At 39.4% G+C, this 15,451-nt stretch carries 11 protein-coding genes; all 11 read left to right on the top strand.

Going from position 1 to position 15,451, the window contains the following annotated elements; genetic code table 11:
• Nucleotides 1-50 precede the first annotated feature (50 nt).
• Complete coding sequence (locus ACFSO7_RS14425; protein ID WP_377878039.1) at nt 51-1,106, top strand: DUF3048 domain-containing protein; 1,056 nt, start codon at nt 51-53, stop codon at nt 1,104-1,106.
• An 18-nt stretch (nt 1,107-1,124) separates the two neighbouring features.
• Complete coding sequence (locus ACFSO7_RS14420; RefSeq protein WP_377878038.1) at nt 1,125-1,442, top strand: YerC/YecD family TrpR-related protein; 318 nt, start codon at nt 1,125-1,127, stop codon at nt 1,440-1,442.
• 323 nt (nt 1,443-1,765) lie between these two features.
• On the top strand, nt 1,766-2,458 hold the full coding sequence (gene pcrB / locus ACFSO7_RS14415; protein ID WP_377878037.1) for a heptaprenylglyceryl phosphate synthase: 693 nt from the start codon (nt 1,766-1,768) through the stop codon (nt 2,456-2,458).
• Nucleotides 2,459-2,522: 64 nt separating this feature from the next.
• Nucleotides 2,523-4,745 (top strand): DNA helicase PcrA, encoded by a 2,223-nt coding sequence (gene pcrA, locus ACFSO7_RS14410; protein WP_377878036.1) that lies wholly within the window; start codon nt 2,523-2,525, stop codon nt 4,743-4,745.
• A 60-nt stretch (nt 4,746-4,805) separates the two neighbouring features.
• A complete protein-coding gene (gene ligA, locus ACFSO7_RS14405) occupies nt 4,806-6,815 on the top strand; it encodes an NAD-dependent DNA ligase LigA (protein WP_377878035.1) in 2,010 nt (669 codons plus the stop codon).
• Nucleotides 6,816-6,979: 164 nt separating this feature from the next.
• A complete protein-coding gene (locus ACFSO7_RS14400; protein WP_377878034.1) occupies nt 6,980-8,149 on the top strand; it encodes a CamS family sex pheromone protein in 1,170 nt (389 codons plus the stop codon).
• A 193-nt stretch (nt 8,150-8,342) separates the two neighbouring features.
• The gene (pruA, locus tag ACFSO7_RS14395; protein ID WP_377878033.1) at nt 8,343-9,890 is read left to right on the top strand and encodes an L-glutamate gamma-semialdehyde dehydrogenase; all 1,548 of its coding nucleotides are present in this window, start codon (nt 8,343-8,345) and stop codon (nt 9,888-9,890) included.
• 206 nt (nt 9,891-10,096) lie between these two features.
• Nucleotides 10,097-11,707, top strand: coding sequence for a malate synthase A (gene aceB / locus ACFSO7_RS14390; protein WP_377878032.1), 1,611 nt, complete (start codon nt 10,097-10,099; stop codon nt 11,705-11,707).
• Nucleotides 11,708-11,913: 206 nt separating this feature from the next.
• Nucleotides 11,914-13,188: an isocitrate lyase gene (aceA, locus tag ACFSO7_RS14385; protein ID WP_377878031.1), complete on the top strand. Its 1,275-nt coding sequence runs from the start codon at nt 11,914-11,916 to the stop codon at nt 13,186-13,188.
• A gap of 113 nt (nt 13,189-13,301) precedes the next feature.
• Nucleotides 13,302-14,117 (top strand): GNAT family N-acetyltransferase, encoded by an 816-nt coding sequence (locus ACFSO7_RS14380; RefSeq protein WP_377878030.1) that lies wholly within the window; start codon nt 13,302-13,304, stop codon nt 14,115-14,117.
• A gap of 184 nt (nt 14,118-14,301) precedes the next feature.
• A complete protein-coding gene (locus tag ACFSO7_RS14375) occupies nt 14,302-15,441 on the top strand; it encodes an HD domain-containing phosphohydrolase (protein WP_377878029.1) in 1,140 nt (379 codons plus the stop codon).
• The last annotated feature ends 10 nt before the right edge of the window (nt 15,442-15,451 follow it).

Here is a 15,451-nt window from a genome sequence, read left to right as displayed (position 1 = left end):
ATCAAGAGATCTACCTTACACCAATGTAATGGATAATGAGGTGTTTATTTTTGAAGATAACAAAATGGATAGTAATAGGCTCGGCATTGGGATTACTGCTTACTGGATGTAGTGATAACGAGAAAACTGCGAAACCAGTCAATAATGAGTCGAAAATCGAGAAGCCGCAACAGAATGATGCTGGTGAAAAAATCTATCCTTATACTTTTCCTTTAACTGGTATAGGGTCAGAGGTAGCTGTTGATACTCGTGCGGTAGCTGTTATGGTAAATAACCATCCAAAGGCGAGACCGCATTCTGGTCTTCATAAAGCGGATATCGTATTTGAATTGTTGGCGGAAGGGGATGTAACGAGGTTTTTAGCTGTTTTTCAAAGCGAAAAGCCTGAAAAAGTTGGTCCTGTCCGTAGTGCAAGAGATTATTATATTGATCTTGCCAAAGGATTAAATGGCCTGTATATTGCTCATGGATATAGTCCTGAAGCGAGAAAAATGCTTGAATCAGGTTATATTGATAATTTAAATGGAATGGTTTATGATGGTACGCTTTTTAAAAGATCTAGTGAACGGAAAGCCCCACATAATTCGTATATCACCTATGAAAATATTTTAAAAGGGGCAGAAAAAAATCATTTTGCAATGAATATTCAGCCACCTTCCTATAAGTTTTATAAGAAAAATGAAATCGAAAGTATTCAAGGAAAAGAAGCGAAATCGGTGATGGTTTCCTACTTTTCAAGTGCGTTGTTTAATGCGATTTACGATTACGATGATACATTAGGTAGATACAAACGTTATTCAAATGGTGAACAGACTATTGACTATGAAAGTAAAGAGCCTGTTCTCATCGATAATATAATGATTATTGAAATGCAGCATAAGCTGCTTGATTCTGTTGGCCGTAGGGAAGTTAATCTTACTTCTGGAGGAAACGGATACTTGCTTCAGAAGGGGAAATGGAATGAAATAACCTGGGGAAATGTTGATGGGCAAATTGTTCCTTTTCAAAATGGATCAGAAGCTCGTTTAGTGCCAGGGAAAACATGGATCAATGTCATCCCGACGGATAAAGGACTACAAAAGTCCGTTTCGTTTGAAGATAAATAAATGATAAGGGGTAAAATCATGCAAATCGACAAATTAAGAGGCAAAGAATTAGATCAGTTATTTAAAGCGATTCTTTCATTAAATGACTTGGAAGAATGTTATCGATTTTTCGATGATCTTGCTACAATCAATGAAATTCAATCTTTATCACAACGCTTAGAAGTAGCACGTATGCTACGCGAAGGAAAAACATATCATCAAATTGAATCTGAAACAGGCGCAAGCACGGCAACGATTTCTAGAGTCAAACGTTGTTTGAACTATGGAAATGATGCCTATGAATTAGCTTTAGATCGAATTAAAGAAGAACAAATAGCTAATTCGGAAGAGAAGTAATAAAAGCGGAAGCGCCTTGATCAGCCCCGACAAGCAAATGCTTCGCACCCGGAAAGTCGTTCTTTGACTTTTTGGGTGGCGAACATTTGACCTCGAGGTCGACAAAGGCGCGACGTCCTGTCGCATTGTCGACACTTGTACATCCTGTACGGAAGGGGCTAGGACGCTTGCGCTGGACAATAAAAGCATCTTGGCTGACTTTGAAAAGTTTAACTTTTCGGTCAGCCCTTTTTTTGTTTGCAGTTAGGTTTGGATGCTATAATGGTTAAATGGAATTGTATATTCTGTGAAAATAACACAGAATGGGATTGGAGGTGTAGCGTATGTATGATGTACGTGAATGGCGTCATGTATTTAAATTAGATCCGAATAAAAAGATATCCGATGAGCATTTAGAAAGAATTTGTGAATCGGGGACAGATGCTGTCATTGTTGGCGGAACAGATGGGGTAACATTAGAGGATGTTCTTGATCTAATGGCAAGAATTCGTCGTTATACCGTTCCTTGTGTTTGTGAAATTTCTTCAATTGAAACCATCTCCCCAGGATTTGATCTATATTTTATTCCAACTGTATTAAATAGCGAGGATTCAAAATGGATTGTTGGCTTACACCATGACGCTTTAAAAGAATATGGTGAGTTAATGGATTGGAATGAAATAATGGTGGAAGGCTATTGTATTTTAAATGAGAATTGTAAAGCCGCCCAACATACTTCAGCTAAAACAAATATAGAGGTAGAAGATATTCTTGCCTACGCTCGAATGGCAGAAAAAATGTTTCATCTTCCGATTTTTTATTTAGAATACAGTGGCTTATACGGCGATCCAGAGGTCGTTGCTAATGTTAAAAAAGTACTAGAAAAGACAACGCTCTTTTATGGTGGAGGAATTGACACCGTTGAAAAGGCGAAGGAAATGTCTGCATTTGCCGATGTAATTGTTGTCGGAAATGTCATTTATGAAAATCTTGAAGAAGCTTTACAAACGGTACAAGCTTCAAAAGAAAAGAATTGATTGTGAAGAAATAGATCGTTAAAATAGAAATAGGAACATACGTTTGTTTGGTGGTGAATGGATAATGCAATTTTTAACTGAACGCTTATTAAACGGTTTAAACCCAGAACAACAAAAGGCAGTCAAAACGACAGAAGGACCTTTGCTGCTCATGGCGGGTGCTGGTAGTGGAAAGACTCGTGTCTTAACTCATCGAATTGGTTATTTAATGGTTGAAAAAGGTGTTAATCCTTACAATATTTTAGCGATTACCTTTACGAATAAAGCCGCCCGAGAGATGAAAGATCGGATTAGGACGATGATGGGGGGAGTGGCAGATGAAATTTGGATTTCAACCTTCCACTCCATGTGTGTAAGAATTTTAAGACGTGATATTGATCGAATGGGATTTAATCGCAATTTCACGATTCTTGATACAACGGACCAACAATCCGTTATTAAAGGAATTTTAAAAGACAAAAATATTGATCCGAAGAAATTCGATCCGAGAGCATTGCTTGGATCCATTAGTAGTGCAAAAAATGAACTGATGGATACAGAAGAATACGCAAAGCAGGCTAGCGGTTATTTTGACCAAGTCGTCAGTGATGTGTATACCGAGTATCAAAAACGATTACGAAAAAATCAAGCACTCGATTTCGACGATTTAATTATGATGACAATACAGCTTTTCAATCGTGTTCCCGAGGTTTTAGAATACTATCAGCGGAAATTTCAATATATACATGTGGATGAGTATCAGGATACGAACCGCGCGCAATATATGCTTGTTAAGATGCTGGCAAGCCGATTTAAAAATCTTTGTGTTGTTGGTGACTCGGATCAATCGATTTATCGCTGGCGTGGGGCGGATATTGCAAACATTTTATCCTTTGAAAAGGATTATCCAAATGCCAATGTCATTCTGTTGGAGCAAAACTATCGTTCCACAAAGAGAATTCTTCTTGCGGCCAATAAAGTGATTGAAAATAATTTAAATCGTAAGGCTAAGAACTTATGGACGGAAAATGCAGAAGGAAACAAAATCTGCTATTACCGTGCGGACAGTGAGCAAGGAGAAGCCCAATTCGTTATTGGGAAAATTAAAGAGCTAGTCGATTCAGGTAAAAGAAAAGCTTCTGAAATAGCTATTTTATATCGCACAAATGCTCAATCTCGTGTGATGGAGGAAGCTTTGCTTAAATCGAATATGGAATATTCGATTGTCGGAGGAATTAAGTTCTATGATCGTAAAGAAATTAAGGACATTCTAGCTTATTTAAGATTAATCGCAAACCCTGATGACGATATTAGCTTACAAAGGATCATCAATGTTCCTAAGCGTGGAGTAGGGTCAAGTTCAGTTGATAAAATTGCGGATTTTGCTGCTATGCATGATTTGTCGATGTTCCAAGCATTGGACTCGATTGAGTTAATAGGTTTAAGTCCTAAAATTACAAAGGCATGTAGAGATTTCCGAAACCTGATAAGTGGCTATACTGGGATGCAGGAATTTCTATCGGTAACAGAGCTTGTTGAAGAGGTTTTAGAAAAATCAGGGTACAGAGAAATGCTCAAAGCAGAAAAGTCGATAGAATCACAAAGTCGACTAGAAAACTTAGAAGAATTATTATCTGTTACGAAAAATTTCGAAGAAGTAAATGAAGATAAGAGCCTAGTTGCCTTTTTAACTGATTTAGCGCTTGTTGCTGACATTGATCGTCTAGATGAGGAAGGACAGCCAGCAGATGCCGTTGTTCTAATGACTCTTCACTCTGCCAAAGGATTGGAATTTCCTGTCGTGTTCTTAATTGGATTAGAAGAAGGTGTATTTCCTCATTCACGTTCCTTAATGGAAGAAGCTGAAATGGAGGAAGAGCGTCGCTTGGCATACGTAGGAATCACTCGTGCAGAACAAGATTTATTTATTACAAATGCGCAAATGCGTACGCTTTACGGCCGAACAAGTATGAATCCAGCATCAAGATTCATTAGAGAAATTCCTGAAGATTTAATGGAACCCTTTCAGCCGCCAAATCGAATGGGAAGCGGAGGGTTCGCCTCTGCTGGTCGACAGACAGCTACCACTGGTCCAAGAAACCCTGTGATTCGCCCTGTTACAAGAGAAACTGGTGGAGAAGGAATTGGGTGGAATGTTGGTGATAAAGCCGAACATGGCAAATGGGGAATTGGGACGGTTGTTAGTGTAAAAGGAGAAGGAGAGGGCAAAGAGCTTGATATTGCTTTCCCTAGTCCGACTGGCATTAAGCGTCTTTTAGCGAAATTTGCGCCAATAAAAAAAGTATAACTGACTACTCATAATGCAATGGTCATGAGCAGGATATATCTCTATAAAGGAGAGGAACAAATGGGTGCACGACAGACTGAGGATCGAGTGATCGAATTACAAAACCTGCTAAATCAATATAATTATCAATACCATGTTCTTGATAAACCAACTGTTCCTGATGCGGAATATGATCAACTTCTAAGAGAACTTGTGGAATTAGAACAGCAATTTCCGGATTTGCAAACACCTGATTCTCCGACGCAACGGGTGGGAGGAGCGGTATTAGATTCTTTTAAAAAAGTGGAACATCGCACTCCAATGCTGAGTTTAGGGAATGCCTTTAATGAGGCGGATTTAAAGGATTTCGATCGCCGGATTCGTGGAATGATTAGCGAAGATATTTCATATGTTTGTGAATTGAAAATTGATGGCCTAGCTGTGTCTCTTCGTTATGAAAATGGCCTATTTATTCAAGGTGCGACTCGTGGAGATGGGTCTGTTGGCGAAGATATTACCGCCAATCTGAAGACGATAAAATCTATCCCTTTACGATTAACAGAACCTGTATCCCTAGAAGTTCGTGGCGAAGTTTTTATGCCAAAAAAATCGTTTGAAGCTTTAAATAAAATGAAAGCAGAAAACGGAGAAGAGCTCGCAGCTAACCCAAGAAATGCTGCTGCGGGGTCACTGCGTCAGCTGGATTCGAAAATTGCTGCATCACGTAACCTAGATGTATATTTGTATTCGATTGCTGATGTAGGGGGATTAGAAATAATTTCCCATAGTGAAGGACTTAATTATCTCGAAAAATTAGGCTTCAAAACAAATCAAGAACGCCGAAAATTTGATAAGATTGAAGAAGTGATCGAATTCGTTGAAAGCTGGGTGGAAAAAAGACCTCATCTCCCTTATGAAATCGATGGAATGGTTGTTAAAGTAGATTCCTTAGAACAACAGGAACAGCTTGGAATGACAGCGAAAAGTCCAAGATGGGCGACTGCTTATAAATTTCCAGCTGAGGAAGTTGTAACAGTATTAAAGGATATCGAACTAAGTGTAGGTAGGACAGGAGTTGTTACACCGACGGCCATATTAGAACCGGTTAAAGTTGCAGGAACAACTGTCGGGCGTGCTTCCTTGCATAATGAGGATTTAATTCGGGAAAAAGATATCAAAATTGGTGACTATGTCGTCATAAAAAAAGCTGGTGACATTATACCTGAAGTCGTCAATGTACTTCCTGAACGGAGAACAGGGGAGGAAAAGGAATTCCAAATGCCTACCCACTGTCCTGAATGTGAAAGTGATTTAATTCGATTAGAGGAAGAAGTAGCTTTACGGTGCATTAATCCAAAATGCCCAGCGCAAATTCGTGAGGGACTTATTCATTTTGTATCCAGAGACGCTATGAATATAGATGGATTAGGCGAAAAAGTGATTAGTCAGCTTTTTCAAGAAAAGTTAATAGAAGATGTAGCAGATCTTTATCACTTGACGAAGGAACAATTACTTGGATTAGAGCGGATGGGTGAAAAATCCGTGACAAACTTATTGAGTGCTATTGAAGCCTCAAAAGGAAATTCATTAGAAAAATTATTGTTTGGACTTGGGATTCGTCATGTCGGGGCAAAGGCAGCAAAAACATTGGCTCAACAATTTGAATCGATGGATCGTCTGTCAGCAGCAACGGAAGAAGAATTAACGGCTGTTAATGAAATCGGTGAAAAAATGGCTAACTCCATTGTGACCTATTTTGAGAATGAGGAAGTTCATGAATTAGTAGCTGAATTAAAAACAGCCGGAGTGAATATGGACTACAAAGGCCCTAAGCCAGTCATAGCTGCGGAATCAAATTCAATTTTTGCTGGTAAAACAGTCGTATTAACTGGGAAGCTTGAACAGCTATCACGAAACGAAGCAAAAGATAAGCTTGAGGCGCTAGGGGCAAAAATAGCAGGAAGTGTGAGTAAAAAGACAGACATCGTCATTGCCGGCGAAGATGCTGGATCAAAGCTTACCAAAGCACAGGAATTAGGTATAGAAATATGGAGCGAGGAGAAAATGCTCGAAGAACTAAGAAAGGCGTAGGGCGCCGTTTAGCGCATGACAGGTCTGAAGCACTCTACCCCGAGATAAAGGAAACACGAAGAGCGCAAGCGTCGATGTTGACTTATCGTAGGGAAGAGTGTGAAGTACATCAGTCGCTGGCGCCTGAAGCTGGACAACTTCAAAGATAATAGAGGTGGGAGACTGTGAGGCCATTTTTCATAGTTCTACTGTCCCTCTTTCTTTTGCTTAGCGGTTGCGCACCGAATTTTAAAGAGCAAGAGGAAGTGGTTCAAGAAAAGAAAGATTCAAAAGAAAAAGCAATCATTCCAAAGTATAAGATTTCCGATCAATATTATCGGACAATCCTGCCTTTTGAACCAAGTAAGGCACGTGGAAAGGTTGTAAACAACTTAAATACGAGAAATGATATTAGTGAATTTGAAATGGGTCTAATGAGGATGGCACAGGAATCCTTTAATCCGGACCAATATCTATTTCAAGAAGGACAGAACTTAGATAGTAAGACGGTTGAACTTTGGTTAAACCGAAAATTTACACCTGCACAATTAAAAGAGAATAATTTAAGTGAATCAGAAAACATCGGTTTAAATCCGTTAGATGATGAAAAAGGGGATGTAAAAGAACGGAATTCAAGAAATCCGATTTACCTAGCCCATATCTTAGAGCATAACTACTTAGTAAAAAGTCAAAAAGGGACAGTTCAATTAGGTGGTATCGTGATTGGATTAGCTCTTAATTCCATTCATTATTATCAGACAGAGAAATATGGGCCAACCTTTGAAAAAAAGATCCCTCAAGATGAGATGGCTAAGGAAGGGAAAAAGATAGCAGCTGAAGTAGTGAGAAGAGTAAGAGGGATGTCAGGTTTGAAAGATGTTCCCTTAATGGTTGCTTTATTTGAACAGGAAAGTAAGGCATCAGTTGTACCTGGAAATTTCTTTACCTTTACCGTTGTAGATAAAGGAAGCTCTAATATTGATAAGTGGCAAAAAGTAGATGAAAAGTATTACTTATTTCCATCAACAGATGCATCAGAAGATCATCGTGATGATGTAACTGCTTTCTTAAATTTTAAACAAGATGTAGAAGAATATTTTCCAAATTTTACAGGGGTAATTGGTAAAGCTTTTTATAATGGTGACCAACTAGAGAATTTAAATATTTCGATACCTATTCAGTTTTATGGCAGGGCTGAAGCGATCGGATTTACACAGTATGCAACAGGACTTGTAATGAAACATTTCCCTGATTATATTTCTGTTCAGGTCGATATAACCTCAGTTAGCGGACCAGAAGCGTTAATTGTTCGAAAAGCGGATCAAGACCAGCCATTTGTGCATATTTATGATTAGGTCATTTTTAAAAAATAATCAAAAAACCTGACTTATGTGGTCAGGTTTTTGTTTGTAAAAAATCATGCTATATCAAATAGTCGGCGGAATTTTTCCAAAATTCTAAAGGAAATCCGTTTCATTGATGGATTCCAATGAATCGTGATAAAATGATAAATGGTTAAAACGTATTTTACATAGGAGGCGTTTAAAGATGGTACAACCATATAAACACGAGCCATTTACGAATTTTAATGATGAAGAAAATCGTAAAGGTTATTTAACTGGGTTACAAACAGTAGAGGGCTATTTAGGTCAAGATTTCCCATTAGTTATTGGTGGAGAGAAAATTACGACTGAGGATAAAATTGCTTCTTATAATCCAAGCAATAAAGAAGAATTGATTGGTCGCGTTTCAAAAGCAAGCCGTGATTTAGCTGAGCAAGCGATGCAAGCTGCGGTAGAAGCGTTTAAAACGTGGAGAAAAGTAAAGCCTGAAATTCGTGCAGATGTCCTTTTCAAAGCAGCTGCGATTATCCGTCGTCGTAAGCATGAGTTTTCTGCCCTTTTAACGAAAGAAGCTGGGAAGCCATGGAACGAAGCGGATGCAGATACAGCTGAAGCCATCGATTTCTTAGAGTTCTATGCTCGTCAAATGTTACTCATTAAAGATGGTGTTCCAGTAAACAGTCGTCCAAATGAATATAACCGTTATGACTATATCCCATTAGGAGTAGGAATCATCATCTCTCCTTGGAACTTCCCGTTTGCAATTATGGCTGGTACTGCGGTGGCAGCGATTGTAACAGGAAACACAGTATTATTAAAACCAGCTTCTACAACTCCAATTGTTGCAGCTAAATTTGTAGAGGTAATGGAAGAAGCAGGTCTTCCAAAAGGCGTTCTTAATTTCGTTCCTGGTAGCGGTGCGGAAGTTGGGGATTACTTAGTTGATCATAAAGATACTCGTTTCATCAGCTTCACGGGTTCACGTGATGTTGGTTTACGTATTTTTGAACGTGCTTCTAAATTAAACGAAGGCCAAATTTGGTTAAAACGTGTGATCGCTGAAATGGGTGGCAAGGACACAATCGTTGTTGATAGCGAAGCTGATTTAGAATTAGCAGCACAATCGATTGTTGCTTCTGCTTTTGGTTTCTCAGGTCAAAAATGTTCTGCATGTTCTCGTGCGGTTATCGTTGAGGATGTTTATGATACGGTATTAAATCGTGTGATTGAACTTACTAAGGAGAAAACAGTAGGAAACCCTGAAAAGCAAGAAACGTTCATGGGTCCTGTTATTGATCAAAGCTCATTCAATAAAATTATGGATTATATTGAAATCGGTAAAGGTGAAGGACGTCTTGTCGCTGGTGGAGAAGGAGATAGCTCTAAAGGTTTCTTCATCCAACCAACAGTTATCGCTGATCTAGATCCGAAAGCACGCATCATGCAAGAAGAAATCTTCGGACCAGTTGTTGGTATTTGTAAAGCTCGTGATTTCGACCATGCAATTGAAATTGCGAATAACACGGAATACGGTTTAACTGGTGCAGTGATCACTCGCAACCGTGAGAAAATCCAACAAGCGCGTGAAGACTTCCACGTTGGAAACCTATACTTCAACCGTGGCTGTACAGGTGCCATCGTTGGATACCAACCATTCGGCGGCTTCAACATGTCTGGAACCGACTCCAAAGCAGGTGGCCCAGACTATCTACTACAACATATGCAAGGCAAAACAACATCTGAAATGTATTAATATATTTACGGGGGTCAGGCCCTTCAGCGCTGTAAAGCGCTGGGGGTCTGACCCCCGTTGCGTTAATGCGGTGAAGTGTGTCGAAAAGGGTCGAGCGAAAGGAATGTCCATTTGCATTTATTTTAGTATCATTTCGATTCAACTGTTATATAATACAATTAATAATATAACCCTGTTTTATAACATTTAAAGAGGTGAACGCTTGAATGTCCACTCAGACGACAGGTATTGAAGTAATTGGTGAAATGAAGCCGTTTTATGCTGAGATTCTGACTGACGAAGCTCTCCAATTTGTAGAGCAATTAGAAAGAAAGTTTGGAAAGAGGAGATTTGAACTGTTGCAGTACAGAAAACAAGGGCAAATTGAACTTGATAACGGGGTTCTTCCTCATTTCTTATCTGAAACCGAAGGAATACGAAATAGGGATTGGATTATCGCTCCTTTACCAGCAGATTTGCAAGATCGTCGCGTGGAAATAACAGGACCGACAGATCGTAAAATGGTCATCAATGCACTCAATTCGGGGGCGAAGGTGTTCATGGCAGATTGTGAAGATGCCACCTCCCCTACTTGGGAAAATGTAGTTGAGGGTCAAATTAATTTAAGAGATGCGGTCAATCGAACGATTTCCTTTGAAAATTCAAAAGGGAAAAAATATGAGTTGAACGAAGAGATCGCCGTGTTAATGGTAAGACCAAGGGGACTGCATTTAGAAGAGAAACATCTTCTTCTTGATGGGAAACCAATCTCAGGAAGCTTATTCGATTTTGGCATGTATTTTTTCCACAATGCTAAAACGCTAGTAACTAATGGAAGCGGTCCTTACTTTTACTTGCCAAAGTTAGAAAGTCATTTAGAAGCAAGACTTTGGAATGATGTGTTTATTTATGCCCAAGAAGAATTAGGGCTACCCCAAGGAACGATAAAAGCAACGGTTCTACTTGAAACCATTATGGCGGCTTTTGAAATGAATGAAATTTTATATGAATTAAAAGAACATTCCGCAGGGTTAAATTGTGGTCGCTGGGATTACATTTTTAGTTATGTAAAAAAGCTTCGCAACCAAGAAGCTATGATTATACCGGACCGTTCACAAGTAACGATGACAGTTCCGTTCATGAGGGCGTATTCCTTACTGACCATTCAGACATGCCATCATCGGAATGCACCAGCAATTGGTGGAATGGCTGCGCAAATCCCCGTACGTAGTAACCCGCAGGCGAATGAAGAGGCATTTGAAAAAGTCCGTGCGGATAAAGAGCGCGAAGCTCGTGATGGCCATGATGGTACATGGGTTGCCCATCCAGGGCTTGTTCCAGTGGCAATGGAGGTTTTTAATTGTGAAATGCCTTTAGCAAACCAAATTAAGACTAAGAGATTAGAAGATTTACAAGTAACAGCCGAGCAACTACTTGAAGTGCCAGACGGCACCATCACCGAGCAAGGAGTCAGAATGAATATTAATGTGGGCATTCAATATGTTGCTTCTTGGTTATGCGGACGTGGAGCAGCGCCGATTAATCATTTAATGGAGGATGTAGCTACAGCAGAAATTTCTCGGGCGCAGGTTTGGCAATGGATTCGTCACCCAAAAGGAATTTTAGAAGACGGAAGGAAGGTAACTATTCAGATGTATCAACAATTTAAAGCAGAAGAGCTGGAGAAAATTGCATCTGAATTAGGAGAAACTGCGTTTCAAACAGGACGCTTTTCAGAAGCGGAACAATTATTCGATCAGCTGATAGTAGAAGATGAGTTCATAGAATTCCTCACATTACCAGGCTATCAAATTTTATCCCAACATAACGGGCAATAAGACCCCCACCTCAAGATTCGTAGTGAACAAAGAAGATAGGTGGGGGATCAACTGCCCGCAAAGATCCGACGACGGACAGGGTGTCCAAGTCAGGCGAAGGCACAGGACGTGCCGTTCTGAGTGTGATTGGTCCAACTAACCATCAGTGGGAGGGAAACCCCACTGATGGAAGTTTCACTTTATAATCAAAAGGAGGAAGGTAGTAAATGACTGATCGTGTAAAAAAACTTCAAGAGAGCTGGGAAATGGATCGACGTTGGAATGGAGTGAAAAGACCTTATCAGGCAGATGAGGTGATAAGGCTGCGTGGTTCGGTAGATATTGAATATACATTAGCGCGCCGAGGTGCCAAAAAGCTGTGGAAGCTATTAAATGAGGAAGACTATGTTCATGCACTTGGGGCTTTGACAGGAAATCAAGCCATTCAACAGGTAAAGGCAGGATTAAAAGCTATTTATTTGAGTGGTTGGCAAGTCGCAGCTGATGCGAATCTTTCTGGGCAAATGTACCCTGACCAAAGTCTATATCCAGCCAATAGTGTTCCGAATGTGGTAAAGAAGATCAATCAAGCATTGCAGCGGGCTGATCAAATTCATCATGCAGAAGGGGACAATTCGGTCGATTGGTTTGCTCCAATTGTTGCCGATGCTGAGGCAGGCTTTGGGGGACAATTGAATGTATTTGAATTGATGAAAGCAATGATTGAGGCGGGGGCCGCAGCCGTCCATTTTGAAGACCAACTTTCCTCTGAAAAAAAATGCGGTCACTTAGGCGGGAAAGTTTTATTACCAACCCAAACCGCTGTCCGTAACTTAGTTGCGGCTAGGCTAGCCGCAGATGTAATGGGAGTTCCGACATTAGTAGTGGCACGTACAGATGCCAATGCCGCTGATTTAATCACAAGCGATGTTGACCCATATGATGCTCCGTTCATTACTGGGGAGCGGACACCTGAAGGATTTTTCCGCGTAAAAGCGGGTCTTGATCAAGCGATAGCACGCGGACTTGCATATGCAGAGTATGCTGATTTAGTGTGGTGTGAAACATCTGAACCAAATTTGGAAGAAGCAAGAAGGTTTGCTGAAGCTATTCATGAAAAATACCCTGGCAAGTTACTAGCTTATAACTGCTCGCCATCCTTCAATTGGAAAAAGAAATTGGACGATGTGACCATTGCTAGTTTCCAAGAAAAATTAGGAAAGATGGGCTATAAGTTTCAATTCGTTACGTTAGCTGGATTTCATGCGTTGAATCACAGCATGTTCGAACTGGCACGCAGTTATAAAGAGTATGGGATGGCTGCATACTCCGAATTACAAGAAGCGGAATTTGCAAGCGAAGAGAAAGGCTATACAGCAACTCGTCATCAAAGAGAAGTGGGAACAGGTTACTTTGATCAGGTTTCCATAGTGATTTCGGGAGGGACCTCTTCCACGACAGCATTGAAGGGTTCTACTGAGGAAGCGCAGTTTAATAGTTAATTAGTAATTGATGGCTGACTTAGAGGGTTGGCCATTTTTTTACTTAAAAAAAGGAATCTAGAAAGTAACAAAGAATAAAGTAATATAGATCTATTATTTTGGGAGGAAATCAATTGCTTACTAGTAAACAATTATGCGACATTAAGGAATTACAGCAGGCTTGCGAAGCCGGAGAAGATTTTCAATTAAAACTAAATTGGGATATGCTACAAACTCGGCCAGAAAATGAGGTTCATGATTTTTTCCATTATGAGAATGAAAAGCTTGTAGGATTTATCGGTCTTTATGGATTTGGAAATAAAGTCGAGTTATGTGGGATGGTACATCCTGATTACCGCAGGAAGGGTATTTTTACCCAACTTTTTAATGAAGCAGAAAAATTAATGGCCGAGAGAAAATATAAAGTCATACTTCTCAATGCTCCTACAAAATCTGAATCTGCAAAAGGTTTTATACAAACAATTCCTTGCACTTATTCAATATCAGAACATCAAATGCAATGGCATGAAAAAGAATTGGAGAAAAATGAAGAGGTTACTTTAAGACCGGCAGAGCCACAGGATCTTGAATTAGAAATTCAATTAGAAGTACAATGCTTTGGTTTTGAGGAAGATGAGGCAAGAGAGTATAACCAACAACCTAGATTAGTAGACGAGTATTACATGATTGAATCAGGAGATAAGGCTGTTGGCAAGATGAGAGTTTCTCATACGAATGGCGAAGCATGGATTTATGGATTTGCGGTTCTTCCTGAATATCAAGGTAAGGGAATCGGTAGAAAGGCATTAACAAATGTGATTGTCGATGAAAATCGAGCAGGCAATCCAATATTTTTAGAAGTAGAAGCGAAAAATGACAATGCATTAAGACTCTATGAATCTTGTGGATTTAAGGCTTATCATTCTCAGGATTATTATAAAAAACTATGAAAAAGCGCTTGATTCAAGCGCTTTTTTTCTTGTTGATCAAATACAGAATCTCTAATAGATAACTTCCAACTTTCAATAATTCTTAAAATATTAGTTTTTTTGACATTTTTTTTACCTATTATTTGTTTTTTTGTCATACTATGGAGATAGATTAAAATTTAAATATTACGGGTGGCTATGAGTGATGCACGAATTACAAGAATTGGAACTAACATATAAAAAGGAGTTAGACCCAGAACAAATGCTAGAAACCATTTTCTCCTACGCGGCGAAAATTACGAACGAGAAAAACCTAGATAGACTACTAATGTTAATGGCCGATATGGGAAGAGAACTAATTATTTCCGATCGATGCACGGTTTGGTTGTATGATCCATCGCGCCATCTTCTATGGACTAAAGTTGCCCATGGACTCGATCGGATTGAAATGTCAGCAGATTCAGGACTTGTGGGATACGCCTTAAATACGAAGGAAACGGTCCTTATTGAAGATGCTTATCAAGATTCAAGATTTAATCAAGAAATCGATAATAAAACAGGTTATCGAACGAAAGCAGTTCTTGTTATTCCCATTTTAGATCAATCCGGGAGTATAATCGGCTGTTATCAAGCAATTAATAAAAAAACGGAAGCGGAAAAATTCTCGGAGCAAGATGTAAAGCATCTGTCACTTGCTGCTTCCTATACTGGGAAATCATTAGAAACAGCAATATTAAATGCAGAAATGGAAGAAACACAAAAAGAAATCATTTATACAATGGGGGAAATTGGGGAAAGCCGCTCAAAGGAAACAGGTAATCATGTAAAACGTGTTGCTGAATATTCTTATATTTTAGCAGTTGGCTATGGGCTCGGCATTGAAGAAGCAGAACTCATCAAGCTTGCTTCACCGATGCACGATATTGGCAAGGTTGCTATTCCAGATGAAATATTACTAAAGCCTGGAAAATTGACGGATGAAGAGTTTGGGATTATGAAATCCCATTCTTCTATTGGCTATAACTTACTAAAAAAATCGAACCGCCCCATTCTCCAAGCAGCTACCATTATTGCTGGACAACATCATGAGAAGTGGAATGGTCGTGGGTACCCAAATGGCTTAAAAGGGGAAAACATTCATATATATGGTAGAATTACTGCTATTGCTGACGTGTTTGATGCGTTAGCGAGTGATCGCTGTTATAAAAAGGCATGGGAACTAGATCGAATATTAAATTTATTTAAAGAGGAAGCAGGAGAACATTTCGATCCGAAGCTTGTTGAGGTCTTTTTTGATAACTTAGATAAAATTCTAATGATACGTGATACGTATGTAGATCAATAAAAAGCAGGAA

The sequence above is a fragment of the Bacillus sp. CGMCC 1.16607 genome, from assembly GCF_042683745.1.
In the GTDB taxonomy this organism is placed as follows: Bacteria; Bacillota; Bacilli; order Bacillales; family Cytobacillaceae; genus Pseudoneobacillus.
The sequence above is the reverse complement of the archived record's forward strand: the minus strand, read 5'-3'. Positions and strand labels throughout refer to the sequence as shown.

Excerpts from the sequence above, each read along its gene's own strand:
- pruA (WP_377878033.1), top strand. The coding sequence starts at position 8,343 with ATGGTACAACCATATAAACACGAGCCATTTACGAATTTTAATGATGAA.
- ACFSO7_RS14375 (WP_377878029.1), top strand. The coding sequence starts at position 14,302 with ATGCACGAATTACAAGAATTGGAACTAACATATAAAAAGGAGTTAGAC.
- aceA (WP_377878031.1), top strand. The coding sequence starts at position 11,914 with ATGACTGATCGTGTAAAAAAACTTCAAGAGAGCTGGGAAATGGATCGA.
- pcrA (WP_377878036.1), top strand. The coding sequence starts at position 2,523 with ATGCAATTTTTAACTGAACGCTTATTAAACGGTTTAAACCCAGAACAA.
- pcrB (WP_377878037.1), top strand. The coding sequence starts at position 1,766 with ATGTATGATGTACGTGAATGGCGTCATGTATTTAAATTAGATCCGAAT.
- aceB (WP_377878032.1), top strand. The coding sequence starts at position 10,097 with ATGTCCACTCAGACGACAGGTATTGAAGTAATTGGTGAAATGAAGCCG.
- ACFSO7_RS14420 (WP_377878038.1), top strand. The coding sequence starts at position 1,125 with ATGCAAATCGACAAATTAAGAGGCAAAGAATTAGATCAGTTATTTAAA.
- ligA (WP_377878035.1), top strand. The coding sequence starts at position 4,806 with ATGGGTGCACGACAGACTGAGGATCGAGTGATCGAATTACAAAACCTG.